A 24,112-nucleotide genomic window follows, 5' to 3' on the forward strand; every position below is an offset into this window, starting at 1 on the left:
ATCGACCTCAGCGAATCCGCGCGGCCGCCTGCGGATCGAGCGCCACGCGTTCACCGGCCGTCACGCCGCTGAGGATCTCGATCTGGCTGCCTTCGCTGCGCCCGGGCCGCACCTGACGCAACAGGGGCTTGCCGTCCTTGCCGATCACGTAGACGGCTGCGAACTCCGGGCGGCGCACCAGCGATTGCGAGGGCACGAAGAGTCGTGCATCTGCCGCGCCCGAACCAGCACCGGGCAGCCAAGCGCGGGCGAACATGCCGGGTGCGGCATCCGTATTGGCTGGCAGGTCCATGCGCAACTCCAGCGTGTGGCTGGCCGCATCGACCGTGGGCATCAACTGGACTTGGACCGGCTTGATCAGGCCCGCTACCGCGCCGGGGATCTCGGCTTGGGGCGCCAGTGGCCCACCCAACCTTTCTGCAGCAGTCTGCGGGATCGCGGCAGTGACGCGCAATGCCGACGGGTCGTACAGCGTCAACAGCGGCCGTCCCGGCATGGCCATATCACCCAGCACGACGGACACGCTGGCGACCACGCCGCCGTAGGGTGCCTTGACGACGTAGAACCCAGACTGGATCCTGGCGGCCCCGGCGCTGGCGAGTTGCGCTGCGGCTTCGGCCTGCGAAGTCTTGAAGCGGGCATCCGCATGGTCGAGCGCTGCGTGGCTGATGTAGCCCTGCGAGAAGAGCTGCTGCTGCCGCTCGAAGTCGCGGGTGGCCATGTCCATCGCAGCCCGTGCGGCGCGCGCCTGGGCCGCGCCGGCGGCGGCCGTCTGCTCCGCCGCCCGCGCGTCGATGCGCATCAGGACCTCGCCGGCGCGCGCCTTGTCGCCGGCGCGCACCTGAATGGCGATCACCGCGCCGGGCACCTGCGCGGCGACGACGGTCTGGCGCAGCGCCTCGACCACGCCTTCGTACGGGGTGTTCGCGGAGCTGTCCCGGGCGGCGACCATTGCTGTGGAAAGGGCCGGCAATCCATCGGCCGGCGCCGGCCCCGGCGGACTGGCGAGCGCCGCAGTCGCCGCGATCGCCAGGACGGCGTGCAGCGCGCGGCGAGCCAAGCGAGTCGGCAGCCGGCGCATCGATGGACGCTTCGTCATGGCCGTGTCGTCCTGACGATTGGGCCAAACTCTCAGGCCAGCGCCGCCATGCGCGAAGCATCGGCCGGCGCGGCATACAGCAGCGGCGCGAGCGCACCATTCACACGCTCGATCTGGGCGGGACTCATCGTGCCGAACAGGACCTTCTGGAAGCGCGGCTGCATGACGCCCGAAACGATGTATTGCCACCTGTAGGCCTTGAGGAAGGTCGCCGCGACCATCTCCCGCTGCGCGGCCGCGAAGTCGCCGTGCGCAACGTCCAGGAAGTACGCCGCATCGGCAGCGGCCTGGGCCTGCAGGATCTGGTCCACCGCGACGACGAGTTCAATCAATTCACCGATGGCCATGTCGCGCTGCGCTGGCGTCAGCTTGGCGTCGGCGCTCATGAACTCGAGTTCGTCGAGCACCGCGTGCTGCGATTCCTCCTTCCAGTGGAACAGGAACACGTCGCGCCAGAGTTCGCAGATGTCGGCCTCGGCCGCGATGCTGGCGCGGTAGTGCGCCTGCGTGAACAGCTCGATGTCCAGGGTCAGCGCCATCACGGCCCAGGTGCTCTTGCCGAGCACCGCCACGGCCACGGCGTTCGGCTCGGCTGCCGGCCTGTAGCCGGCAGGCATGTCGGCGTCCATCATGGCCTCGAGGCGGCGGAACAGTTCCTGGTGCTTGATCTCCTCGCCGGCCATGCGCACCAGGGCTTCCAGCGCGACCTGGTCACCCAGCGCGTGCGCGCCGCTGATGTCCAGCACCTTGGCGCTGATGAAGCGCTCGACCAGGCCGAAGATGTACGCATAGCTGCGGCCCTGCACCTGGCTGAACAGGCGGCGGTCAGCGCCCTGGAGAAACGGAAGCTCTCCTGCGAGTGACAAAGCGCCCGGCAGGAAGGGCTTGCCCAGGTCGAAGCGGCGGCCGCGCAGGACATCGCGGTCGATGTCCCAGCGCACGCGTTCCGAATTGGCGATGACCTTGGCGTACGAAGCTGTGGTGGTGGAAATGCCTTGCATGATGTGCTCCTTGAATGAAAGTTGGCAGGAGCAATTCTTCGCGCCGGGCCCCGCGCTGAACATGGCAGGCGCTCGGTCAAAACTGTCAGAGGCTCCGGATCGGCTGGCTTGCGCGCTGGATTCCGGCGGTTTCGAAGCGACAACGTTGCCGAAGGCTAACCGCAGCCTGCGGCGGCTTGTGATTCTTCAGAGCGAGCGAGCACAGCCTCATCAGACCGCGCCGCGTTGGCATCCGCCACCGTGAGCGCCGTCATGTTGACGATGCGTCGTACCGTCGCGCTCGGCGTCAGGATGTGCACCGGCTTGGCGGCGCCCAGGAGCACCGGGCCGATGGCGATGTTTCCGCCGGCCGCAGTCTTGAGCAGGTTGTAGGCGATGTTGGCAGCGTCGAGGTTGGGGAACACCAGCAGGTTGGCGTCGCCCTCCAGCGCGCTGCGCGGCATCACGGCGGCGCGCTGCTTGCCGTCGAGCGCCACGTCGCCGTGCATCTCGCCGTCAACTTCGAGCCAGGGGGCTTGCTCGCGCAGCAACGCCAGCGTGGTGCGCATCTTGAGCGCCGTTGGCAAGTTGCTCGTCCCGAAGTTGGAGTGCGACAGCAGTGCCACCTTGGGCTGGATGCCAAAGCGCAACATCTCTTCGGCCGCCAGCACCGTGATCTCGGTCAATTCCTCGGGCGTCGGGTCGTAGTTGACATGGGTATCGACAAGGAACACTTGTCGGTCCGGCAACAGCAGGCCGCTCATGCAGGCATAGATCGGCACGTCCTGGGCAGTACTTTCTGCACCGCCCGGTCGCTTGCCGATGACCTGGTCGATGTACGGAAGGTGCAACTGGGTCGTGCCCCAGGTGCCGCAGATCATTCCATCGACATCGCCGGTATGCAGCAGCATCGCGCCGATGAGCGTGAGTCGCCGGCGCATTTCGATCTTGGCCGTTTGCATCGTCACGCCCTGCCGCTCGCCCATGCGGTGATAGGCTTGCCAGAACGCGCGGTAGCGATGGTCCTGCTCGACGTTGACGATGTCGTAGTCCAGTTCTTCCTTCAGGCGCAAGCCGAACTTCTCGATACGCTGCGCGATGACGGCCGGGCGCCCGATCAGCGTCGGTCGCGCAAGACCTTCATCGACGACCACTTGCGCTGCACGAAGCACGCGCTCCTCCTCGCCTTCGCAGAAGGCCACGCGCTTGTTCACCGCACGCCGGGCTGCGTCGAAGATCGGCTTCATGGTGGTTCCCGATGCGTAGACAAAGCTTTCCAGCCTGGCGCGATAGGCGTCCATGTCGGTGATCGGCCGCATGGCCACGCCGCTGTCAGCCGCCGCCTGGGCCACGGCCGGCGCGATGCGCGTCATGAGGCGGGGATCGAAGGGCTTGGGGATCAGGTAGTCGCGGCCGAAGCTGAGCTTTTCACCGGCATAGGCCGCGGCGACCCGCTCGCTCTGCTCGGCCTGCGCCAGGTCGGCAATGGCGCGCACCGCTGCGATCTCCATCTCGTCGGTGATCGTTGTCGCGCCTGCATCGAGCGCGCCGCGGAAGATGTACGGAAAGCACAGGACGTTGTTGACCTGGTTCGGGTAGTCCGCTCGCCCGGTGGCCATGATGATGTCGTCGCGCACCGACCGGGCGTCCTCCGGCGAGATCTCGGGGTTCGGGTTCGCCAGCGCGAAGATCACCGGATTGGCGGCCATTGTCGCGACCATGGCGGGCTTTAGCACGCCACCGGCCGAAAGGCCGAGAAACACGTCTGCGCCGTCGATGACCTGCGACAACGTTCGCTTGCCGGTCTTCTGCATGTACTGGCGCTTGTCTTCGTCCATGAGCGCTTCGCGGCCTTCGTAGACCACGCCGGCCAAGTCGGTCACGAAGACGTTCTCGCGCTTCAGGCCCACCTTGAGCAGCAGGTTCAAGCAGGCCAAGGCCGCGGCTCCGGCGCCCGAGGTCACGAGCTTGACCTCTTCAATGTTCTTGCCAGCCACTTTCAGTGCATTCAGGATGGCCGCCGCCACGGTGATCGCTGTTCCATGCTGGTCGTCGTGGAACACAGGGATCTTCATGCGCTTGCGCAGTTCGCGCTCGACGTAGAAGCAATCGGGCGCCTTGATGTCCTCGAGGTTGATGGCGCCAAAGGTCGGCTCCAGCGCGGCGATGACCTCAACAAGCTTCTTCGGGTCCTTTTCGTCGATCTCGATGTCGAACACATCAACGCCGGCGAACTTCTTGAAGAGAACGGCCTTGCCTTCCATCACCGGCTTGGACGCCAGGGCGCCGATGTCGCCCAGACCCAGGACGGCGGTGCCGTTCGAGATCACGGCCACGAGGTTCCCGCGTGCGGTGTACTTGAAGGCGGTGGCGGGGTCGCGCACGATCTCTTCGCATGGCGCCGCCACGCCAGGCGAGTAAGCGAGCGACAAATCCCGCTGATTGAACAGCGGCTTGGTGGCGGTGATCGCGAGCTTTCCAGCAGGCGCCTGGGAGTGGTAGTCGAGGGCGGCTTGTCGAAAGCCGGTGTTGTCGGGGGTGGTCATGGGAGTGGCAGGCTGTTTGTTGAATGTTGGATCAGGCCGTGGGCTCGGGCGTGATGGCGCCGGCTGCTGAGTCCGCGGCGACGCGAGGGGCCTTGGGCGTTCTCGTCTTCTTTGGCAGTGGGGTCTTGTCGCCGGTGACCTCGCGCCAACGAACTTCATCAAACGCTCGCTCCCATTTGGCGACTGCGATCGTGGCCAGGCCATTGCCGACCAGGTTGGTGATCGCTCGCGCCTCGTTGAGGAAGCGATCGACGCCCAGCAGCAGCACAAGTCCCGCAACGGGAATGGAGTGCATGCTGCCCAAGGTGGCTGCCAGCGTCACGAAGCCGGCACCGGCCACACCGGCGGAGCCCTTCGATGTCAGCATGAGCACGCCCAGGATGACCAGTTGCTGCATCCAGCTGAGTTCCGTATTGGTGGCTTGTGCGACGAAGATGGCCCCGATGGTCAGGTAGATCGCCGTGCCGTCGGGGTTGAAGGTATAGCCCGCGGGCAGCACCATGCCAACGACCGTCTTCTCGCACCCGGCACGCTCGAGCTTGGACATCATCTGCGGCAGCACCGATTCGGTCGATGCGGTACCGAAGGTGATCAGGAGTTCGTCCCGTATGTAGCGCAGGTAGGAAAAGATCGAGATCCGGCAGATTCGCGCCACGGTGCCGAGCACCACGACGATGAACAGCACGCAGGTGCCATACACGGCGATGATCAGCTTGCCGTAGGAGGCCAGCGATCCCACGCCGTACTTGCCGATCGTGAACGCTATTGCGCCGAATGCACCGATCGGCGCGAGCACCATCACCATTTTCACGATGCCGAACAAGCCGTTGAGGAACAGGTCGATCATGTCGATGAAAGGCTTGGCACGCGGCCCCATCTTCGACAGCGCGGCGCCAAGCAGAACAGCAAAGAAGATGATCTGAAGCACGTTGCCATCCGCGAAAGATCCGACGATCGTTCTCGGGATGACATTCATGATGAAGTCCACGGCCCCAGCGTGCTGGGTTTCCGCAGCGCTGGTGTAGGCCGAGATGGCCTTGCCGTCGAGCGTCGCGGCATCGACGTTCATGCCGACGCCTGGCTTGAGGATGTTCACCACGAGCAGGCCGACCACCAGGGCGATGGTCGAAAGCACTTCAAAGTAGAGGAGTGCCTTGGCCCCTACCTTGCCGACCTCCTTCAGGTCGCCCATCCGGGCAATGCCTACGACGATGGTCCCGAAGATCACCGGCGCCAGCAGCATCTTGATGAGCTTGATGAACCCGTCGCCGAGGGGCTTCATGTCGGCGCCCACGGTTGGATAGAAGTGGCCGAGCGCGACGCCGACCAGAATGCCGATGAGGACCTGGATGTACAACCGGCGAAGAAGTGGCACCTTCGCGGAAGAGGAAGCAGTGGGGGTCATGTTGTCTCCTTGAAGTGGCGCGTGCCGTCCACGGCAGTGCCACCGATGGCTGAATGTTTCGACCGGAAAGGTGTGAAGCGCAGCGCGCCTCATGGATGCCGACGACAAGGTCGTCAGCGTTGGCAGATCCGCCCCGCCTGCCGTGTCGCCTGGATGAAAGACGCGCGCTCTATCGGCGCGCTGTCGTTCTCCTGCTTCAGTCGGCGTATTCGCCCGCGTCCTTGATCACCTTCGACCAGCGTGTCTTTTCGGCTTCGAGGTATTTCTTGTGGCCGGCCGGATCGAGACGCTCGTCGGTGACCACGGTGAGGCCGAGCGCCTCTTCACGCTTGATCAGGTCGGGGTCTTTCAATGCGACGCGCAACGCCGCATTGAGCTTGGCAAGCACCGCGGGCGGTGTGCCGCGCGGCGCGTACAAGCCGTGCCAGACCTGGACGTTGAAGTCCTTCAACCCGGCTTCAGCCAAGGTCGGTGCATCCTTGAGCGCGGGCAACGAAAGCCGTTGCAGGCTGGTGACGCCGTAGACCTTCACCTTCTTGCCCTCGATCTGCGGCACCGCGTTGGTTGCCTGTTCGCACATCACATCGACCTGACCGCCGATGAGGTCCGTCATCGCCGGTGCGGTGCCTTTGTAGGGCACGGGCGTCATGGAGGTCTTCAGTGCGCTCTGGAACATCAGGCCGCACAGGTGCGACGCCGAACCCAACCCTGCGTTGGCGAGGTTCACCTTGCCGCCGTTTGCCGCAATCCACTGTCGCAGTTCCCCGAAGTTGCCTGCCGCCAGCGTCGGCTTGCCAATGAGCACCGAAGGCGCCTCGTTGATGAGCCCCAGCATCTCGAAGTCGTCCGGCACCTTGTAGGCCAGCTTGCGGTACAGCGCCGGCGCGGTCGCCATGCCGATGTGATGCACCAGCAGCGTGTAGCCATCCGGCGTCGCCCGCGCCACCTTGGCCGAGCCGATCGTCCCGCCCGCGCCGCCCGCGTTGTCCACGATCACGGTCTGGCCGAGGGGCTTGCGAAGCGCCTCGGCCAGGTCCCGGGCGATCTTGTCGCTGGGGCCGCCGGCCGCAAAAGGCACGACCAGCGTGACCGGCTTGTCGGGAAACTCCGCACAGGCCAGCGTGGCCGCCGCGAGCAGGGCGATACCGGCGCCGCAGCGCCAAGGATTGATCATGGTCTTGTCTCCTCGGGGTTGCGGAGCGTCAGGCCGACAGCGCCTGCATCTCGCGATACAAGTCCGCCTTGCCCTCGAAGCCGATGCCGGGCAGGTCGGGCAGCGTCACGAAACTGTTCTCCACTTTCACGCCGTCCGGGAAGCCGCCAAAGGGCTGGAACAGGTCGGGGTAGGACTCGTTGCCGCCCAGGCCCAGGCCCGCGGCGATGTTCAGCGACATCTGGTGCCCACCGTGCGGGATGCAGCGGCTCGCCGACCAGCCATGTTCCTTGAGCATGTCGAGCGTCTTCAGGTACTCCACCAGGCCATAGCTCAGCGCGCAGTCGAACTGCAGCCAGTCACGGTCGGGGCGCATGCCGCCATAGCGGATCAGGTTGCGCGCGTCCTGCATCGAGAACAGGTCTTCGCCCGTGGCCATCGGGTTCTTGTAGAAGTTGCGCAGCGCGGCCTGCAGTTCGAAGTCCAGCGGGTCCCCCGGCTCCTCGTACCAGAAGAGGTCGTATTGCGACAGGGCCTTTGCATAGGCGATCGCGGTTTCGAGGTCGAAGCGGCCGTTGGCATCGACGCACAGCTTCTGGCCGTCCTGCAGCACTTCCATGATCGAGTCGATGCGGCGCAGGTCTTCGTCGAGCGAGGCGCCGCCGATCTTCTTCTTCACGACCGTGTAGCCGCGGTCGATGTAGCTGCGCATCTCGTCCTTGAGCTTGTTGTGGTCCTGGCCGGGGTAGTAGTAGCCACCAGCGGCGTAGACGAAGATCTTGCGGTTGGGCTTGCCGTCGCCGTAGCGGTCGGCCAGCAACTGGAAGAGCGGCTTGCCTTCGATCTTGGCGACCGCGTCCCACACCGCCATGTCGATGGTGCCAATGGCCACCGAGCGTTCACCGTGGCCGCCAGGCTTCTCGTTGGTGAACATCGTGTTCCAGATCTTGTGCGGGTCGAGGTTGTCGCCGGTGTCGTCCACCAGCGAGGTCGGATCTGCTTCCAGGATGCGGGGGATGAAGCGTTCGCGCATCAGCTTGCCCTGGCCATAGCGGCCGTTCGAGTTGAAACCGTAGCCGACCACCGGCTTGCCGTCGCGGATCACGTCGGTGATCACGGCGACCAGGCTCAGGGTCATCTTGCTGAAGTCGATGTAGGCATTGCGGATGGGCGAGCTGATGGGGATGGTCTTTTCGCGGATTTCGACGATCTTCATGGTTGTCTCCAGGTGGGTTTAAATGGGAGACTGAATGGTCAGCGTTGCCGACTTTTTCGGCCAATGTTCAATTTCTCAACTTCCATGCGCTGGACGAACCGCACATGAACCTGATCTGGCTGGACGACTTCCTGGCGCTGGCGGCCACGGGAAACTTCTCGCGTGCGGCAGACGATCGCCACAGCTCCCAACCCGCGTTCAGCCGGCGCATTCGCGCGCTGGAAGAGTGGCTGGGCGCCGACCTGTTCGACCGCAGTTCGCAGCCGGCCACGCTCACGGAAGCCGGTGAGTGGTTTGTCGGTGTCGCGCAGGAATTGAATGCCAGGGTGGCACGCATTCCCGGCGACGCCAGGAAGGTCGCCGAAGCCAGCTCGGTCACCTTGCGCATCGCGTGCACCCATGCGCTTTCCATGACTTTCCTGCCGCGATGGATTCGAAGCCTCGAGTCCAGCATCACGCTGGGGCCGGTGCAGCTCATGTCGGACGTTCTCGAGCGCTGTGAGTCGCTGATGCTGCAGAGCAAGGTCCAGTTCGTATTGAGCCACGCGCATCCCCAGGCCCTTGGGGCCCTCGATGCACAGCCGTACCAGTCGTCGTGCATCGGCGAGGACGTGCTGATTGCGGTGTCCGCACCCGACCTCGGCAAGGCGGGCAACCCGCGCCATCAGCTCGCGCGCCAGGATGGGCCGGCCGTGCCGGTGCTTCTGTACACCGATGAGTCAGGACTGGGGCGGATCATGCGCGCGCTGGTCAGCCGCAGGTTGGAGGCCGTGCCGGTGCAGGTCGTCTTCACGGCGCATCTCGCCTCCGTGCTCCGGACGATGGCGCTCGACGGCAGGGGCATCGCGTGGCTGCCGCAGACGCTGGTGGAGGAAGACATCGCGCAGGGCCGGCTTGTGGCCGCCGCAAGCAACGATTGGAATGTCCCGCTTGAGATCCGCCTCTACCGCGACGGCGAGCTTTTGGGGAAGTCGGCCAACGCATTCTGGAACACCGCCATCGGGGCGTGATTCCCCTGCGCCTCACCAACCCCAACCCGGGTCGCCGGAATCCCGATGCGCTTCAAAGCGCTTGAGCATGAAGTCGACGAACACACGCGTCTTGGCGGACATGTTGCCCTTGTTCGGAAAGAGCAGGTAGATGTCCGCGTTTGGCAGCGACCAGTCCGGCAACACGGGCCGCAGGCGACCCGATCGCAGATAGGGCGCCGCATCCCACAGGGAGCGCATGAGGATGCCGTGTCCCTCCAGCGCCCACGACAGCGCGCAGTCACCGTCATTGCTGCTCAGCGGTCCGCGCACTTTCACGGTCTCATGCCGGCTTCCTGAGCGCAGGTGCCAGGTGCCGTAGGTGTCGTCGCTCTCGCGGATGAAGAGGCAATGGTGCCGCTGCAGTTCGCCAGGCAGCGTCGGCTCGCCCGCGCGACGCAGGTACGCGGGCGCGGCGCACAGGATGCGCTTGTTGCGTGCCATGAGGCGTGCGGTCAGGCGCGCGTCGGGGAGTTCGCCGAACCGGATCGAGGCATCAAAGCCCTGCTCGACCAGGTTCACCGGCCGCTCGGTCAGGCTCAGCTGCACCTCGACCTCCGGGTAGGCGCGCGCGAATTTCGACAGCGCGGGCGCGACGTGGCGCCGGCCAAAACCCAGGGTCGCGCTCAGCTTGATCTGCCCGCGTGGAACGGCCTTGGCACCGGCCACCCGCCGTTCGAGTTCGTCCATCTCGGCCAGCACACGCGCGCCCTCGCTGACGTAGGTCTCGCCCTCGGGCGTGAGGCTGATGCGCCGTGTCGTGCGGTTGAGCAATCGCACGCCCAGGCGCGCCTCCAGGGCCGCCAGGCGCTTGCTGACGGAAGGTGGCGTGACGCCCATCTGCTGCGCGGCGGCAGCGAGGGTTCCCAGCTTGATGACCAGCGTGAAGAACGCGAGATCGGAGAAGGTATCCAAGACGCCCATTCGTTCGTTGAAGGCAACTATGTAGTTTCCCACGCGCTATTCATGTTGTCACGACCCATCAATAGACTTCACGCATCAACCCCACCGCCTCGGCCCCACTTCAAGGAGAGACCGCCATGACGTCTCGAACCCTCTATCAAAAGCTCGTTGACTCGCACACCGTCACGCGGCTCGACGAACAGAACGTGCTCTTGTTCTGCGACCTCCACTTGATGAACGAGTACACCAGCCCCCAGGCGTTTGCGGGGCTGCATGAACAGGGCCGCGAAGTGTTGATGCCTGCGCAGAACGTCTCGACGGTGAGCCACGTCATTCCGACGCACCCGGTCGCGAACCGCATCATCCAGAACCCTGCCGCCGCCCTGCAGGCGAGCAACCTCAAGCGCAACTGCGTGCGCCATGGCATCCCGCTGTTCGACACCAACGACGCGCTCCAGGGCATCGAGCACATCATTGCGCCCGAGCACGGAATGATCCGGCCCGGCATGGTGGTGATCTGCGGCGACAGCCACACCACGACCTACGGTGCGCTGGGAGCCTTGGGCTTCGGCATCGGCACCTCGGAGGTTGAGCATGTGCTCGCCACCCAGACGCTGGTCTATCGCACGGCCGATGACATGCGGATCCGGGTCGACGGGCAACTGCCGATGGGCACGACCTCGAAGGACCTCATCCTCATGATCATCAGCCGCATCAGTGCGCAAGGCGCGCGGGGGCATGCGGTCGAGTTCTGCGGCAGCGCCATCAATACACTGTCGATCGAGGCGCGATTCACGCTGTGCAACATGACCGTCGAGGCCGGTGCGCGCGGCGCGCTCATTGCGCCTGACCAGGCGGCCATCGACTACGTGCTGGCGCGCGCGCCGGACATCAGCGGCGACATTCGCGAGCGCGCGCTGGCGCACTGGGCAACGCTTTACAGCGATGACGACGCTGTGTTCCACATCGAGCATCGCTTCGACGCCAGCGACGTGGCGCCTTATGTGACCTGGGGCACCAGCCCCGACCAGGCGATTCCCATCACCGGCAACGTTCCCGCGCCGGAAGGCTCGCAGCGCCTCAGCACGGAGCAGGCCCTGCGCTACACCGGCCTCGAAGCGGGCATGTCGCTCGAAGGGCTGAAGGTGGACCACGTCTTCATCGGCTCGTGCACCAACGCGCGCATCGAGGACTTGCGGGCGGTGGCCAAGGTCGTCCAGGGGCGGCACGTGTCGCCGACGCTCAGGGCCATGGTGGTTCCCGGCTCAGGCGCGGTCAAGGTGCAGGCCGAAGCCGAGGGGATCGCGCAGATCCTCATAGACGCCGGCTTTGAATGGCGCCAGCCCGGCTGCTCGATGTGCCTGGCGATGAACGACGACATCCTTTCGCCGGGCCAGCGCTGCGCATCGACCACCAACCGCAACTTCGAAGGGCGCCAGGGACGCGGCGCCGTCACGCATCTCATGAGTCCCGCCATGGCCGCTGCTGCGGCCATCACCGGCCACATCACCGACGTGCGCCACATGGCCGTCGAAACCCTCTGAAAGCGCCGCATGACTGAACTTGCCCACCGTATCGAAGGCATCGCCGCCCCCATCGAGATTGCCAACCTCGACACCGACCAGATCATGCCCAAGCAGTTCCTGCACGGCATCGACAAGTCGGGGCTCGACAAGGGACTGTTGTGGGACCACCGCTTCACCGGCGACGGTGAAGTGAAGCCGGATTTCATCCTGAACAAGCCGGCGTATGCGGACACGCGCGTGCTCATCGCCGGCCCGAACTTCGGCTGCGGCTCGAGCCGGGAACATGCCGTGTGGGGACTGCAGCAATTCGGCGTGCAGGCGGTCATTGCGTCAGCGTACGGCGAGATCTTCTATTCGAACGCCATGAACAACCGCCTGCTGGCCGTCATGCTCGCTGAAGAGGAAGTGCAGGCGCTGCTCCGCGAATCGCGGCAAGGCGAGACGCCGTTGCAGGTGGCCATTGATGTGGACAGCATGACGGTCACGTCGCCGCAGCACCGCTTCGCGTTCACCATGAGCGCGCGCCATCGCACGATGTTCCTGCAAGGGCTGGACATGATCGGCGCCTCCCTGAGCCACAAGGCCGGGATCGAGGCCTTCGCTTCGCGGCACTGGGCAAAGCAGCCGTGGGTGAAGGACGTGGCGGGACGAACCAAGGCGCGTCTCGACGGGCGCTGAAACCCGCCCACCACACATCCAAATACCCCGGCCTCTTCGCTGCTCACGCTTTTATCGACAACAGGAGACAAGACTCATGCAACGCCGTCACGCACTTCTTTCGCTTGCGCTTTCCATCGGGGCAGCTTTCGCATGCCAGGCGCAGGCCCAGACCCAAGCCTGGCCGCAACGGCCCATCAAGCTCATCGTGCCCTACGCGCCCGGCGGAAGCGCCGACATCGCAGCACGGCTTGTCACCGATGAATGGGCCAGGAAGCTCGGCGGCGTCATGGTGGTGGACAACCGGGCCGGAGCCGGTGGCAACTTGGGCGTGGATGCGGTTGCGAAAGCCGCGCCGGACGGCTACACCATCGGCCTGCAAACGGTCTCGCTGGCGATCAACCCTGCGCTGACGCCCAAGATGCCCTACGACACGCTGAAAGACCTGGCGCCGATCGGCATGGTCGCGAGCTCGCAGCACGTGCTGGTCGTGACGAACAACCTGCCGGCCAAGGACGTGAAGTCGCTGATTGCGCTGCTGAAGGCCGAGCCCGGCAAGCACAACTACGCCTCCGCGGGAGGCGGCAGCACCTTTCACATGGCAGCCGAACTGTTCAAGGCCAACGCGGAGGTTCCGCTGGTGCACATTCCCTACCGTGGCGGTGGACCGGCACTGGTCGACACCATCGGCGGCCAGGTCAGCCTGAGCTTTCCCGTGCTGTCTGCGGCCTTGCCGCAAGTGCAAGGCGGCAAGCTGCGTGCGCTCGGCGTCACCGGCACCAAGCGCTCGCCCTTGATGCCCGACGTGCCGACGCTCGCTGAAGCCGGCCTGCCCAAGTACAGCTTCGAGACGTGGTTCATGGTTTTCGCACCCGCCGCCACCCCCAAGGCCATCATCGACAAGCTGAACGCCAGCCTGAACGAGGCGCTCGCCTCTCCCGCCGTCGCGGCGCGCATGACCAAGGAAGGCTTCGATCCGATTCCATCGACGCCCGAGCAGGCACGCGCCCGGCTTGAGAAAGAACTGCCGCAATGGGGCAAGCTGATCAAGGAGCGCGGGATCAAGGCGGATTGAGTTCAACCGTCGTCAGCGCCGGAACGGGTCCTGAGCGAAGTCACTGGAAGCTCACGCGATGTGCCACCAGAACGCCTTTGACAACGCGCTCACCCTCGATGTTCACGCGCACGCCATTGCCCAGGCTGGATGCGGTGCCGTTGACGAACTCGACACCAGGGTCCGTCGCATCGACGGGCTGTCCCCGCACCTTGAAACTTGAAGGCGAGCTGAAGGCACCAATGTTCCCCACGAGCTGGAAGGCCGAAGGCCCTCCGGTGCCAGGCACTGATCGCGTCTTGAGCTTCGTGGCCTTGAGCACACCGTTGGCCCATGCGCCCGCGACTTCCACCCTGACGCCAGTGCCGACGCTGCCGGCTGGCCCGCCCGTGATCTTTGCGGTAGAGGCGTCCACCTGAAAGCCCAGGACCTTCAGGGACGCGGGCCCGGCATAGTCGGTCACAACGCCGGCGAGTTGCACCGGCAGGGCGTCCACGTTCGGCACCGGATACCACCACTGCACGAGGGTCGCGACCAGGCGGCCCGATTCCACCGCATTGGCACGCACGCGCACCAGGGTTCCGTTGGCCAGCGGCTTCCCGTCGGGGCTGCCGGACAAGGTGGCCTGGCCGTAGTCGATGACGGATGCGCCGAGCACAAAGCTCTTGCTTGCGAAGTCGAGTTTTTGCACCGTGCCGGAAAGGATCGGCGTGGAAGCGACGTGTTGCTCGACCCGCGTGGCGAGCAGAACGCCCGGCGCCGCCGGCAGGCCCCAGACCTGCAGCGTCGTGCCGGATGCCACGGCGCCGAGCCCTGTCAGATCGGCCCATACCGTGGCGTCGTCGGTCGTGATCGTGGTGCCCAAGATGGTGAAACGCCCCTGCGCCAGATCCACCGAAGCCACGGGGCCTCGAACGTCCGCGGCCGACTCGATGCGGCGTGCCACCCCCGCGGTGAAATCCGCATTCACCGGCCCCGTGACTTTGGCGGTCATGCCAAGCTGCAGCGCGGGTGCATCCTCGATGCTCACGACCACGCCCGCCGTGTCGTAGCGCAGTCCGTTGACGATGATGCTGCCCGCGCCGTCCACCGCGCCGACGCCGGTGCCGTCGGCCGACGCGCTCACGCCGGTGCCGCCGGAGCCCACGCCGGAACCGTCATCGCCGCCAGACGAGGCCGCGGTCGATGTACTTGCCGTGCTGGTCGCGGCCCCGTCCGTGTTGCCGCCTGGCGAATCGGCCAACAGACCAGTCCTGGTCGTGCTGGTTGCAGTTTCCGCACTGGTTGTGATGGGCGTCCGCGCCACACCTGCGCCATTGCCGCCGCCACCTCCGCCACCACAAGACAGCAGGAGTCCGACCCCCAGCGCGATCAGGCCGCGGCGCAGCAAGGTGCTTGTCATTCTTCTCTCCCAGGCGTTTTGACGGACTCGGCGGCACCGTCTTCGTAGTAGGTATAGATCCCGACGCGGATGCGGCCCGTGGCCGATTTGTCCGCGCCCTCGAAAGCGCGCGTCATCTCGTGTGTGAGCTCGTGGTGAAGGGCGTCCCACCGAATGCGCGCCAGCTGATGGATACGCTCGCATTCCTCCATCGAAATGCCGGCTGCGAAGACAGAACGTTCCAGCAGCTCTGGCTTTGCGCCGAGTGCGTTGGAAACGCCCGCCAGAAGATGATCGCCGGCGTTGGTGCCCAGAAATGCAAGCATCCCTTTCATGTCGCTCGACGGAACGAAGGCCGTGGCATTGAGTTGCGCGCGACCGTCCTGTTCGACGGCCATGTTCAGACGCACCAGTTCGTCGAGGATGGCGCGATGGTGCACGTTGCCCCGACTCGCGCGATGGGCGATGCTCTCGAACGAAACTGCATTCGCCTGCGTGACGACAGGCAAGGTTTGAAGGCCGGGATCGTCCCTGCACATCTGCAGCCACAAGGTCAGGACCTTGGACGCCGCCGACATTTCTGCGTCAAGCGACGGCAAGTCGGCGACGCGCACCCTGTTTGTGAGGGCCTTGCGGTTGAGCCCGGTCGTCACTGAGAGCTGACTGATGTTCGGCTCGCTGCCCTTGCTTTGTCGCCACGCGCGGCGTGCTTCGTCCAGCAACAACTCCCGCAACAACCGTTCGAGATGCGCGTGCTTGACGCCCAGCGCCAAGGCCAGCCTGACCAGGGGCCGCATGACGCGTGCACACGTCGCGAGCGCCCAGGGGAGCCGCCCTTGCGGCGCTTCGTTTGAGTTGACCCCAGCAGGTTCGGTGTTGTCCATGGCCGTATGAGTGGAACGCAAACGCGCACTTCCCGGCGTCTGTTTTTTGCCCCGCCTTGCGACAAGGGTGGTTGCTGTCCCGACAAGACAGGGGCGCATGCCGGGCATTCATGGCCGATTACGGCTGCTCTGGACTTTGTCCTACGACAAAACGCCCTCCTTCAGGTAAATGTGATCTTTTCACATTCAACTCGAGAGGTGGACAGTGCAAGGCGATCATGAAGACGAGTTCTGGGGGCACAGCGTAAAAAGATCCCTGGAACTGGAAAGGCAGATTCGCAGGGAGATCCATGCGCGAGACTGGCGCCGGAATCTCGCTGTTCTCGCCTTCACAGTGGTGATCTCCTTCGGCGCCTTTGCCGTCTGGCGCTGAACGCGAGCGTTTCCACACGACGGCGCCTTGCCCCTCGCGGGCTGCGATGCCGTCCCGCTCAATCGGGCGCGAGGGCCACACGGCCCTCCCGGTCCGTGTCGGCGACGGCTCCTCAAGCCGGCGGAAGGATCACCTTGTCGCAAACGTGAACGACGCCATTGGTGTTGAGAACGTCCGCCCTCGTCAGGTTGCAGACGCGGCCACGTGAATCGATCACCTGGAAGCTCGCGTTGACCTTGATGGTCGTTCCCTCGACGGTGGTGACGGGTGCATCGGTCACGAATTCCTTCTTGAACTTTCGCGAAGGCACCATGTGGCAGCTCATGACCCTGCGGCATTGCGCCGTGTCGGCCAGGAAGGCCTGGAACGTGATGTTCAGTTCGACCAGCACCGCGGTGAAGGCTGCGTCCGTCGGGCAGAAGAAGGTGTAGGGCCCAGGCTGCTTGAGCGTATCGGTCAGCCCGCAAGCATCGATCGCCTGCACGCACATGCTGACTTGCGGCGTTGTCTGGCAAGTCACCACGATGTCCTTGTCGGCCGGCAGCATCACGCGGTCGAGCGTATGCAAGACGCCGTTCAATGCCACGATGTCGGTGCTGAGGAGCGTACAGACGCGGTTGCGGCCGTCGGTGGCCTTGAACACGTTGTTTTCCTTGTCGATCTTGAAGAAGCCTCCTCCGATCGGCTCGATGGCGTGGCCTTCCACAATGGCCTCGGTGAATTGCGCCTTGCCCAGGATGTGGAACTTCAGGATCACGGTCAGCGTCGCCTTGTCGGCAAAAAGCTGGTCCTTGCTCTTGCCCATTTCGCCCAACAGCGCTGTGAAGGCATCGTTGGTCGGCGCGAACGCGGTGTTGGTGCCCGAGGCTTCGAGCGTCGAGCGCAGGCCGCAGGCGTCGACTGCCTCGACGAACACGCTGAGCTCCGGCTTGGATTCGGCCTGGTTCATGATGTTCTTGCGCTCGTTCAGCTGGGTGCCAACGGTCTTGTCGGAACTTCCCCCGCCACAACCGGGCAGTAACAGGGCACCGCCCAATGCGGCGGCTCCGAAGGTAATGAGTTGGCGGCGGTTCGACATGTTCAACATCGCAATGCTCCTGAGTTTGATGAGACGGTGGAAAACGGGGTTTTCCGATGCAAGCAATCAGTCAAAGCTGCGGATCAATGGGAAATATTCCCATTGGTCCCGCTAAGCTGCTTTTGCGTCAGGGCATGGCGGTCGCTTGTAAGACGATGGCTCTTGTTCTTGTCCAGTGGTGTTGAGGGATATCCTGACCTTCCCCCTCCTTCGGGAAGGGGGTGGCGCGGCTTGCCACGGTGCAGCATTGGCTCCCGAAGCATCTTCATCAACTTCCGGTAAATCGAATGCCTCCTCATTTCGCAGTCAATCCCGTGCGCCGCGCCTTGTTGGGCATGTCGGCATCCGCCGCAGCGATGGCAAGTCTCGGTCCCTGGAGATCGGCGTTCGCACAGGAAGCCCGGCCGTTGCCCGCCTTCGCGGCGTGGAAGGACGCGGGCGCCATGATCGTGCACAGCCCGAACACCATCGAGCTGCGCCGCAGCGCCATGGGCGACGGCGTGATCACCCCGGCCAGGCATCTCTACGTGCGCAACAACATTGCGCCGCCAAGCGCCGACATCCTGAACGACAGGGACGCCTGGGAAGTGCGGATCGACGGCGTGCGCCGCCCGCGCGCCTACAGGCTGGCCGACCTGAAGAAGATGCCGACCGAGACGGTGACGATGGTTCTGCAGTGCAGTGGCAACGGTCGCGGGATGTTCCCTTCCAGGCCTTCCGGCACGCCGTGGCAGGTTGGCGCCGCAGGCTGCGTCATGTGGACCGGCGTGCCGCTGCGTGACCTGGTGCATGAACTTGGTGGCATGGAGGCCGGCGCGAAGTTCCTGACCGGGACTGGCGGCGAGGTCATTCCCGCAGGCCTCGATCCAAAGACACGCATCGAGCGCAGCGTGCCCATCGTCGCTTTGGATGACGCGCTCCTGGCGTGGGAACTCAATGGCCAGCCGATCCCCCTGGCGCACGGCGGACCCCTGCGTCTGGTCGTGCCTGGCTTCACCGGCGTCAACAGCATCAAGTACGTGAAGCGCGTCGCGTTCACACAGGCGGAGTCCGACTCGTCGATCCAGCAGACCGACTACAGGATGAGTGCGCCGGATGCCAAGGCCATGAATCCCGCAGATCCTTCGGTGTGGCAAATGCCGCCCAAGTCTTGGATCAATTCGCCGCTGCCTGAAAGCGGAACGCTGCGCCCGGGCGCAGCGGTCATCAAGGGCGTCGCGTTTGGAGGGACGAATGCGGTCAAGCAGGTCGAGGTCTCGACCGATGGCGGCGCGACGTGGAAGGTGGCGGCGCTGGTCGGCCCCGATCTGGGCCGATTTGCGTGGCGCGAATTCGCAGCCACGGTTGACCTGCCTGCTGGCACCCACCGCTTGGCCAGTCGGGTGACCGACGTCAAGGGACGCACGCAGCCAGAGACGCGCATCGAGAACAAGGCCGGCTATCTCAACACCAGCTGGCGTGACCACGCCGTCACGGTGACCGTCGCATGAGCCGGCTGACGTTTCGATCCGGCAAGCTTGCCGCGCCGGTGGCTTTGGCGTTGGCGTGCATGGCGATTGCCGCGCCGTGTCTTGCGGCCGATCCAGCCTTGGCGGAAGGGCGCCAGATCTTCAACAGCGGTGCAGCATCCGCCCCGGCCTGCGCGCTTTGCCACACGCTGAAGGACGCCGGAGCGACCGGACAAATCGGGCCGGACCTGGACGATCTCAAGCCCGACGCGGCCCGCATCGCCCGGGTCATTCGAAGCGGAATGGGCGCCATGCCCGCATTCACCGCACTCACCGACGCCCAGGTCGCTGCGTTGGTGCGCTACGTCTCTGCGGTGACGCAAGCGAATCCCTGACTGCTTCAGGGACGATCGGATCGCAGGGTGCTTGCCCTTCACCGCTTCAGTGGTCGCTCCTCCAGGGCGAGGCGCCGGCCGGCCAGTCGATCTTTCCGCTCGCTTCGAACGCATGGCCGCCCAAGCCACCGCCCAGGCGGCCCCTCAGCACGTAGTCGAGCGCCCTGTTGCTGCCGGAGGCCATGCCGAAGATCTGGCGCAGCGCGGCCACCGCGCTCACCGTCACGGGGATCTCGATGAGCTGCTCGCCGAAGCCGGGTACCGAGCCGGCTTCGGGGCTGACGCCGCTGGCCAGCGTCGAGCCGCGCAGGTTCAGCGTCACCGAGACACCCTGGTAGTCAATCGCTCCCGTGTTCGGGTTTTGCACCCTCAGCTTCAGCCGCAGTCGCATCTCCATGCCCTCGCCGGACAACGGCTCCACACCTGCGAGCGTGACACGCAGCGGCTCGCTGCCGGGCCAACTCGCACATCCGGCAACCGCCATCGTGAAAAGTCCGGCAAGGCGGACGAGTGTCGATCGCCGGTTGCCCATGAGCATCATCCCTGCGCACGTGTGCCGCTGGCCAGCAGCGACGTGAGCACTGCACGGATGCCGGGTATCTTGCGACGGTTCACAGCATTCTCCTTTTCAGGTGTCATGAGGCCCCAGCCGAAGGCGGCAGGTTGGAGGCACGTCTCCCCAAGCTATCTCACCACCTTCACCGCTTGTCCCGGCTTCGGATCCGCGCCGCCACTGTAGGCGCCGTTCATCAGCTTCAGTTGCGCTTCCGCCTTGGCGGCGGGCAGCGGTGATGACTTTGCCAGTTCGCTGAAGCCTCCGCGGGGGTAAGGCACGGTTTGCACAGTCCACGCCTTGGCCGCCGCCCTGTCGGCCTGCGACATCGGTCGAAAAGAGGCCTCGGCCTCCTTCAAACCCGCCTGTGCGCGTTGACGGGCGTTCTGATCCCTGGCCACGTATTGCAGCCAGTAGGTGTGATCTTCCGGTCCGGCGACGAGCGTCAGCGCAAGTGCCCGGGACTGCCCTTGCTGGGTGCGAACCGTTCCGTCGAAATGCGTGGCGGTCAGGCCGTGGAGCGTGCGCTGTTCCGTGCGGCCGTCGATCGGCTCGAGCACATTGCGGATCACTTCGTTGTGCGTGCTGCCGGCCTTCGGTGGCACCAACCGCACCACCAAGCCTGCATCGCCCGCGCCGTTGACAAGCATGATCGCGTCGGACGCATTCTGGATCTGCCAGCCCTGTGGCGCCGTCATCGCGATACCCAGGCCCTCGTGGTAGAAGTTGCGCCCGCGAACGAGTCCCTGTTCGGCGCCGTCACCGAAAGTCATGCCGGTGATGGCCTGCAGGTAGCGCGCGCGTCCCTCATCCGCGTAGCCATCCTGGCCTTTGTACCTGGCGGCGTAGACCTTGATGTCGGCGAGCCGCTTGTCGTTGGCGGGATGAGAAGCGAGCCAGTTCGATCCCGATGGCCCCGGCTTGCCATCGGCCTTGGCCATGTCGGCGGCGAACTGTTCCTGGCTCTTCAGCGCCTGGATCACGTCGACCATGTTCTGCGGGTTGTAGCGCACGCGCGAGAGGTACTCGGCTCCCAGCTCGTCCGCCTGGGATTCCTGGTCCCGGCTGTACGAGGCGATGTATCCCGATGCGGCCGTCTGCGACAACTGGCTCGCCAGGTTGGTGGCTCCGCCCACCCCTCCAACCTCGAGCACGGCGCCAAGGACGGTGGCGGCGATCACGCCGATGCCTGCGGTCTGCTGGCGCGTCGCGCGCTGCGCGCCGTGGCGTGCGGCGACATGGCCAATCTCGTGGCCCATCACCCCCGCCAACTCCGCCTCGCTGTCAAGGTAGGCCATGATGCCGCGCGTGACGTAGACATAGCCGCCGGGCAATGCAAAGGCATTGATCTCCGGGCTGTCGAGGACCGTGAAGGTCCATTTCAGGTTGGCCCGCTGCGATTGGCTGGCGAGCTTCTGGCCCAGGTCGTTCACATAGGCCTGCAATCCGGGATTGGCGTAGACGCTGTACTCCTTCAGCACGCCTTCATGTGACTTGGCGCCCTCCCTGATCTCGGAGGCCTCGTCCATCACCGAGTACTCGGCGCGGCCGGTGACGGGGTTGACCACCTGGGAGCCGCAGGCCGACAACAGCAGCATTGCAAGCACCAGCAGCGGACGAATGGACCACGTGCTCATCACAAACCTCCATCGCGTTCTGCCCGGGTCGGGCTCGGCGCATGAGCATGGATCGTAGCGAACAACAGCGCCCGCGGAGCCACAGGGCGTTGGCAGGCGCGACGCCTCGACGCACAGGTCTTGCGCTGGGCGCGCTGACCCGTCCGCCCTCAGGCCGCCTTGCGCAGGAAGCCCTGGTGCGCGCCGTTGCGGTTCGGCGCGAAGCCGTTGGCCAGCAGCGATTCCTCGACGGTGTCGTAGAACACGCCGATCTTGCTGATCTCGCGTGCCTGCTGTGCGGTGGCGACCGGACGGCCGAACTCGCGCGAGATGCGCACCAGTTGCTCGACCTGCTTGACCGTGCTCATCTTCTCGGTGCGGGCCTGGTTCCACAGGTTGTCCTCGATGCCGCAGCGCACGTGCAGGCCCATCGCGATGCCCATCATGTTGACCGGCAGCACGTTGCGCATCGAGCTTTCCACCGTCAGCACCGCGCCGTCCGGCGTGGCACGCACGAAGTTGGCCAGGTTGTAGATGTTGGGCTGGTCCATGCCGCCGCTGATGGCGACCCAGTTCATGACCAGCGGGCCCTTGTAGACGCCACGGCGCATCAGGCGCTCGACCGACTCGAAGCTGTTGATGTTGTAGCACTGGAAGGCGCTCTGGATGCCCGCGTCGTTCAGGCGACGGATGTGCTCCTCGGCCCAGCCGGGTTGCGCCGGAACGGTCATTTCCTTGTAGGCATTGAAGACTGCCGGGTCTTCCATCGAGGTGCCCTTGTAGTCCTCGTATTCCCAGTGCTCCACCACGTTCATCTGCGAGGTGTTGATGGTCACGGTGACCTGGTCCGGCTTGGGGTCGAGCTCGGCCAGCATGTGGCGCGTGTCGTCAGAGAGCCACTTGGCCGCGGCGCCTTCGGTTTCCGGGGCGAAGCTGATCGAGCCGCCGACCTGGATGATCATCTCGGGCACGGCATTGCGCACGCCGGCGATGAGTTCGTTGAACTTGGACAGGCGCTTGCTGCCCTTGCCATCGAGTTCACGCACGTGCAGGTGCAGCACGGTGGCGCCGGCGTTGTAGCAGTCGACCGCCTTCTGGATCTGCTGGTCGATCGTGACGGGGATGTCCTCGGGGAAGTCGGAGGGCACCCACGACGGCGCGTACGGCGCGGCGGTGATGATCAGGGGTTGCTGGTTTTCGGGGAACAGATGTCCGTCAAGAAAATGCATGATGGCCTTCCAGTCAGGAGAAAAAAAAATTCGCCGGGCCGCAGGGTGCCCGGCGTCCCCGGGTCAGGGCGTGTAGTTGATCGAGCGCAGCATCTGGCCGGTGCGCTCGTTGTCGCGACGCAGCTGCTTGTCCAGCTCGTCGATGCTCTGCGCAGGGTCACCGGCCTGCATGCCAAGTACCTGCAACTGGCTCTTCACCTCCGGCGCGGCCATGGCCTTGAGCAAGGCATCGCGGAACTTGCGCCGCACATCCTGCGGCACGTCCGGGGTTGACCAGACGCTGGTGCCCATGATCTGCGTCAGGTCCGGGTAGCCCTGCTCGGCCAGCGTCGGCACGTCGGGCAGGTAGGGCAAGCGCTGGGCCGAGGTCACGGCCAAAGCCCGCAGCTTGCCCGCCTTGATCATGGGCAGCGACGTGCCCATGCCATCGAACATGAACTGCACCTGGCCACCCATGATGTCCTGCAGGGCCGGTGGCGAGCCCTTGTAGCCCGCATGTTCCATGTCCAGTCCCGCAGCCTTGTTGAGCTGCATGCCCTTGATGTGCGACAGCGTGCCGGGGCTGTACGAGGCGTAGCTGACCTTGCCCGGGTTTCCCTTGACGTAGGCCACCATCTCGCTGAGGTTGCGTACGGGCAGCTGCGGGTTGGTGACCAGCACCAGCGCCACGCTCGCCACTTCGGCCACGGGTGCCAAATCCTTGAAGAGGTCGATCCGGTACTTGTAGCTGTACGGGTTCTCGGTCACCAGCGAGTTGGGCGACACCACGAAGGTGTAGCCGTCTCGCGGCGCGGACAGCAGGGCATCGACAGCAAGGATGCCGCCCGCGCCCGGCTTGTTGTCGACCACGACCGCCTGGCCCGTGCTCTTGCGGATGCTTTCGCCGAGGGTGCGCGCGATCATGTCGGACGCGCCACCGGCGGGGGCAGGGACGAGCAGCCGTATCGGGTGGTTGGGCCAGTCGTTCTGGGCCTGCGCGCCGGCGCAGGCCAGGCAGGCGGTCAGCGCGATCAGGCAGGCGCGGCGCGATGGAAGCTTGGAATGTGTGTTCATGGGGATTCGCTTTTGTGGGGTGGTGGGGGGGCGGTTGCTCAGCCCTCGCTGACGTCCTTGAAGGCGCCGCGCCGGTAGTTATCCATCTCCTCGAACAGGATCGGTGCGCCCAGGCTCATCGTGTGCAGGCCCAGCGTGCTGGTCAGTTGCAGCACGGCCGTGATCTCTTCCGGCGTCACCCCCAGTGCAAGGGCGCGGCGGATGTGGCGACGCACACCGGGGCCGAACATGTGCGTCACCGAGGCGTCGACGGCGATGGCAATCAGCTCGAAGGTCTTCGGATCGATCACCCCCGAGTTGAGGGGCGCGCTCACCATCGCCATGAACTTTTCCGTCCAGTCGGCGTCGAGTTGCGCCATGGGCTCCCAGTTGTTGTTCCATTGACCGCCAGCGCGCATGGCGTCACAGATGGGGGTGGGGGAAGCGGTCGCTTGCATGGTGTCTCCTGAAGGCAGAAAAAAGGGGCGAAACGGCGTGTGCGCCATGGAGCGAACTCTAGGATCAGGGCGGAGTCCATGGTTGACAATCCGGGGCA

20 protein-coding genes and 1 pseudogene are annotated in these 24,112 nt (G+C 65.1%); 6 read left to right on the forward strand and 15 right to left on the reverse strand.

The genetic code is table 11. From position 1 onward, the window contains the following. Positions 1-7 precede the first annotated feature (7 nt). The 6 genes and pseudogenes from QTI66_RS21625 to QTI66_RS21650 all read right to left on the reverse strand — a co-directional run bounded on the left by QTI66_RS21625 (position 8) and on the right by QTI66_RS21650 (position 8,399). Positions 8-1,099 carry an efflux RND transporter periplasmic adaptor subunit gene (locus QTI66_RS21625; protein WP_286561939.1) on the reverse strand — a complete coding sequence of 364 codons (1,092 nt, stop codon included), beginning with the start codon at positions 1,097-1,099 and terminating at the stop codon, positions 8-10. Between the two features lie 32 nt (positions 1,100-1,131). Next, positions 1,132-2,100 carry a hypothetical protein gene (locus QTI66_RS21630; RefSeq protein WP_286561940.1) on the reverse strand — a complete coding sequence of 323 codons (969 nt, stop codon included), beginning with the start codon at positions 2,098-2,100 and terminating at the stop codon, positions 1,132-1,134. 215 nt (positions 2,101-2,315) lie between these two features. Further along, a pseudogene (locus tag QTI66_RS21635) lies at positions 2,316-4,625 on the reverse strand (NADP-dependent malic enzyme); the annotation flags it as partial. Between the two features lie 31 nt (positions 4,626-4,656). Then, positions 4,657-6,030: a dicarboxylate/amino acid:cation symporter gene (locus QTI66_RS21640; protein WP_286561942.1), complete on the reverse strand. Its 1,374-nt coding sequence runs from the start codon at positions 6,028-6,030 to the stop codon at positions 4,657-4,659. A gap of 196 nt (positions 6,031-6,226) precedes the next feature. Further along, entirely contained in the window at positions 6,227-7,204 is a 978-nt protein-coding gene (locus QTI66_RS21645; RefSeq protein ID WP_286561944.1) for a tripartite tricarboxylate transporter substrate-binding protein, read from the reverse strand. A gap of 28 nt (positions 7,205-7,232) precedes the next feature. After that, positions 7,233-8,399: a mandelate racemase/muconate lactonizing enzyme family protein gene (locus QTI66_RS21650; RefSeq protein WP_286561945.1), complete on the reverse strand. Its 1,167-nt coding sequence runs from the start codon at positions 8,397-8,399 to the stop codon at positions 7,233-7,235. Between the two features lie 104 nt (positions 8,400-8,503). On the opposite strand from QTI66_RS21650, the gene QTI66_RS21655 reads away from it, so the two are divergent. Continuing rightward, a complete protein-coding gene (locus tag QTI66_RS21655) occupies positions 8,504-9,409 on the forward strand; it encodes a LysR substrate-binding domain-containing protein (RefSeq protein ID WP_286561946.1) in 906 nt (301 codons plus the stop codon). A 12-nt stretch (positions 9,410-9,421) separates the two neighbouring features. Here QTI66_RS21655 and QTI66_RS21660 read toward each other — a convergent pair whose 3' ends face one another. Beyond that, positions 9,422-10,342: a LysR family transcriptional regulator gene (locus QTI66_RS21660; RefSeq protein WP_286561947.1), complete on the reverse strand. Its 921-nt coding sequence runs from the start codon at positions 10,340-10,342 to the stop codon at positions 9,422-9,424. 125 nt (positions 10,343-10,467) lie between these two features. Here QTI66_RS21660 and leuC point away from each other — a divergent pair, with 125 nt between their 5' ends. The 3 genes from leuC to QTI66_RS21675 all read left to right on the forward strand — a co-directional run bounded on the left by leuC (position 10,468) and on the right by QTI66_RS21675 (position 13,588). Beyond that, on the forward strand, positions 10,468-11,874 hold the full coding sequence (gene leuC / locus QTI66_RS21665) for a 3-isopropylmalate dehydratase large subunit (RefSeq protein ID WP_286561948.1): 1,407 nt from the start codon (positions 10,468-10,470) through the stop codon (positions 11,872-11,874). Positions 11,875-11,883: 9 nt separating this feature from the next. After that, positions 11,884-12,534: a 3-isopropylmalate dehydratase small subunit gene (gene leuD / locus QTI66_RS21670; RefSeq protein WP_286561950.1), complete on the forward strand. Its 651-nt coding sequence runs from the start codon at positions 11,884-11,886 to the stop codon at positions 12,532-12,534. A gap of 76 nt (positions 12,535-12,610) precedes the next feature. Next, the gene (locus tag QTI66_RS21675; protein ID WP_286561951.1) at positions 12,611-13,588 is read left to right on the forward strand and encodes a tripartite tricarboxylate transporter substrate binding protein; all 978 of its coding nucleotides are present in this window, start codon (positions 12,611-12,613) and stop codon (positions 13,586-13,588) included. A gap of 40 nt (positions 13,589-13,628) precedes the next feature. Here QTI66_RS21675 and QTI66_RS21680 read toward each other — a convergent pair whose 3' ends face one another. From QTI66_RS21680 to QTI66_RS21690, 3 genes are all read right to left on the reverse strand, one after another. Further along, positions 13,629-14,969 (reverse strand): DUF5666 domain-containing protein, encoded by a 1,341-nt coding sequence (locus QTI66_RS21680; RefSeq protein ID WP_286561952.1) that lies wholly within the window; start codon positions 14,967-14,969, stop codon positions 13,629-13,631. Next, entirely contained in the window at positions 14,966-15,832 is an 867-nt protein-coding gene (locus QTI66_RS21685) for a DUF6502 family protein (protein ID WP_286561953.1), read from the reverse strand. The genes QTI66_RS21680 and QTI66_RS21685 overlap by 4 nt, the downstream gene beginning before the upstream one ends. Positions 15,833-16,317: 485 nt before the next feature. Continuing rightward, complete coding sequence (locus QTI66_RS21690; protein WP_286561954.1) at positions 16,318-17,292, reverse strand: fasciclin domain-containing protein; 975 nt, start codon at positions 17,290-17,292, stop codon at positions 16,318-16,320. A 278-nt stretch (positions 17,293-17,570) separates the two neighbouring features. Here QTI66_RS21690 and sorT point away from each other — a divergent pair, with 278 nt between their 5' ends. Beyond that, a complete protein-coding gene (gene sorT, locus QTI66_RS21695) occupies positions 17,571-18,773 on the forward strand; it encodes a SorT family sulfite dehydrogenase catalytic subunit (RefSeq protein WP_286561955.1) in 1,203 nt (400 codons plus the stop codon). Continuing rightward, a complete protein-coding gene (gene sorU, locus QTI66_RS21700; RefSeq protein ID WP_444815030.1) occupies positions 18,770-19,126 on the forward strand; it encodes a SorU family sulfite dehydrogenase c-type cytochrome subunit in 357 nt (118 codons plus the stop codon). Before sorT ends, sorU begins: the two co-directional genes overlap by 4 nt. A gap of 46 nt (positions 19,127-19,172) precedes the next feature. Here sorU and QTI66_RS21705 read toward each other — a convergent pair whose 3' ends face one another. From QTI66_RS21705 to QTI66_RS21725, 5 genes are all read right to left on the reverse strand, one after another. Continuing rightward, a complete protein-coding gene (locus tag QTI66_RS21705; RefSeq protein ID WP_286561956.1) occupies positions 19,173-19,610 on the reverse strand; it encodes an LEA/WHy family protein in 438 nt (145 codons plus the stop codon). A gap of 200 nt (positions 19,611-19,810) precedes the next feature. Beyond that, positions 19,811-21,316 (reverse strand): M48 family metalloprotease, encoded by a 1,506-nt coding sequence (locus QTI66_RS21710; protein ID WP_286561957.1) that lies wholly within the window; start codon positions 21,314-21,316, stop codon positions 19,811-19,813. Positions 21,317-21,465: 149 nt separating this feature from the next. After that, positions 21,466-22,524 carry a beta-keto acid cleavage family enzyme gene (locus QTI66_RS21715; RefSeq protein ID WP_286561958.1) on the reverse strand — a complete coding sequence of 353 codons (1,059 nt, stop codon included), beginning with the start codon at positions 22,522-22,524 and terminating at the stop codon, positions 21,466-21,468. A 63-nt stretch (positions 22,525-22,587) separates the two neighbouring features. Continuing rightward, positions 22,588-23,577 (reverse strand): Bug family tripartite tricarboxylate transporter substrate binding protein, encoded by a 990-nt coding sequence (locus QTI66_RS21720; RefSeq protein ID WP_286561959.1) that lies wholly within the window; start codon positions 23,575-23,577, stop codon positions 22,588-22,590. A 38-nt stretch (positions 23,578-23,615) separates the two neighbouring features. Next, the gene (locus tag QTI66_RS21725) at positions 23,616-24,014 is read right to left on the reverse strand and encodes a carboxymuconolactone decarboxylase family protein (protein ID WP_286561960.1); all 399 of its coding nucleotides are present in this window, start codon (positions 24,012-24,014) and stop codon (positions 23,616-23,618) included. Positions 24,015-24,112 lie beyond the last annotated feature (98 nt).

This window comes from Variovorax brevis (assembly GCF_030317105.1).
Lineage (GTDB): Bacteria > Pseudomonadota > Gammaproteobacteria > Burkholderiales > Burkholderiaceae_C > Variovorax > Variovorax brevis.

Excerpts from the sequence above, each read along its gene's own strand:
- QTI66_RS21625 (WP_286561939.1), bottom strand. The coding sequence starts at position 1,099 with ATGACGAAGCGTCCATCGATGCGCCGGCTGCCGACTCGCTTGGCTCGC.
- QTI66_RS21630 (WP_286561940.1), bottom strand. The coding sequence starts at position 2,100 with ATGCAAGGCATTTCCACCACCACAGCTTCGTACGCCAAGGTCATCGCC.
- QTI66_RS21640 (WP_286561942.1), bottom strand. The coding sequence starts at position 6,030 with ATGACCCCCACTGCTTCCTCTTCCGCGAAGGTGCCACTTCTTCGCCGG.
- QTI66_RS21645 (WP_286561944.1), bottom strand. The coding sequence starts at position 7,204 with ATGATCAATCCTTGGCGCTGCGGCGCCGGTATCGCCCTGCTCGCGGCG.
- QTI66_RS21650 (WP_286561945.1), bottom strand. The coding sequence starts at position 8,399 with ATGAAGATCGTCGAAATCCGCGAAAAGACCATCCCCATCAGCTCGCCC.
- QTI66_RS21655 (WP_286561946.1), top strand. The coding sequence starts at position 8,504 with ATGAACCTGATCTGGCTGGACGACTTCCTGGCGCTGGCGGCCACGGGA.
- leuC (WP_286561948.1), top strand. The coding sequence starts at position 10,468 with ATGACGTCTCGAACCCTCTATCAAAAGCTCGTTGACTCGCACACCGTC.
- leuD (WP_286561950.1), top strand. The coding sequence starts at position 11,884 with ATGACTGAACTTGCCCACCGTATCGAAGGCATCGCCGCCCCCATCGAG.
- QTI66_RS21675 (WP_286561951.1), top strand. The coding sequence starts at position 12,611 with ATGCAACGCCGTCACGCACTTCTTTCGCTTGCGCTTTCCATCGGGGCA.
- QTI66_RS21680 (WP_286561952.1), bottom strand. The coding sequence starts at position 14,969 with ATGACAAGCACCTTGCTGCGCCGCGGCCTGATCGCGCTGGGGGTCGGA.
- QTI66_RS21685 (WP_286561953.1), bottom strand. The coding sequence starts at position 15,832 with ATGGACAACACCGAACCTGCTGGGGTCAACTCAAACGAAGCGCCGCAA.
- QTI66_RS21690 (WP_286561954.1), bottom strand. The coding sequence starts at position 17,292 with ATGTTGAACATGTCGAACCGCCGCCAACTCATTACCTTCGGAGCCGCC.
- sorT (WP_286561955.1), top strand. The coding sequence starts at position 17,571 with ATGCCTCCTCATTTCGCAGTCAATCCCGTGCGCCGCGCCTTGTTGGGC.
- sorU (WP_444815030.1), top strand. The coding sequence starts at position 18,770 with ATGAGCCGGCTGACGTTTCGATCCGGCAAGCTTGCCGCGCCGGTGGCT.
- QTI66_RS21705 (WP_286561956.1), bottom strand. The coding sequence starts at position 19,610 with ATGGCGGTTGCCGGATGTGCGAGTTGGCCCGGCAGCGAGCCGCTGCGT.
- QTI66_RS21710 (WP_286561957.1), bottom strand. The coding sequence starts at position 21,316 with ATGAGCACGTGGTCCATTCGTCCGCTGCTGGTGCTTGCAATGCTGCTG.
- QTI66_RS21715 (WP_286561958.1), bottom strand. The coding sequence starts at position 22,524 with ATGCATTTTCTTGACGGACATCTGTTCCCCGAAAACCAGCAACCCCTG.
- QTI66_RS21720 (WP_286561959.1), bottom strand. The coding sequence starts at position 23,577 with ATGAACACACATTCCAAGCTTCCATCGCGCCGCGCCTGCCTGATCGCG.
- QTI66_RS21725 (WP_286561960.1), bottom strand. The coding sequence starts at position 24,014 with ATGCAAGCGACCGCTTCCCCCACCCCCATCTGTGACGCCATGCGCGCT.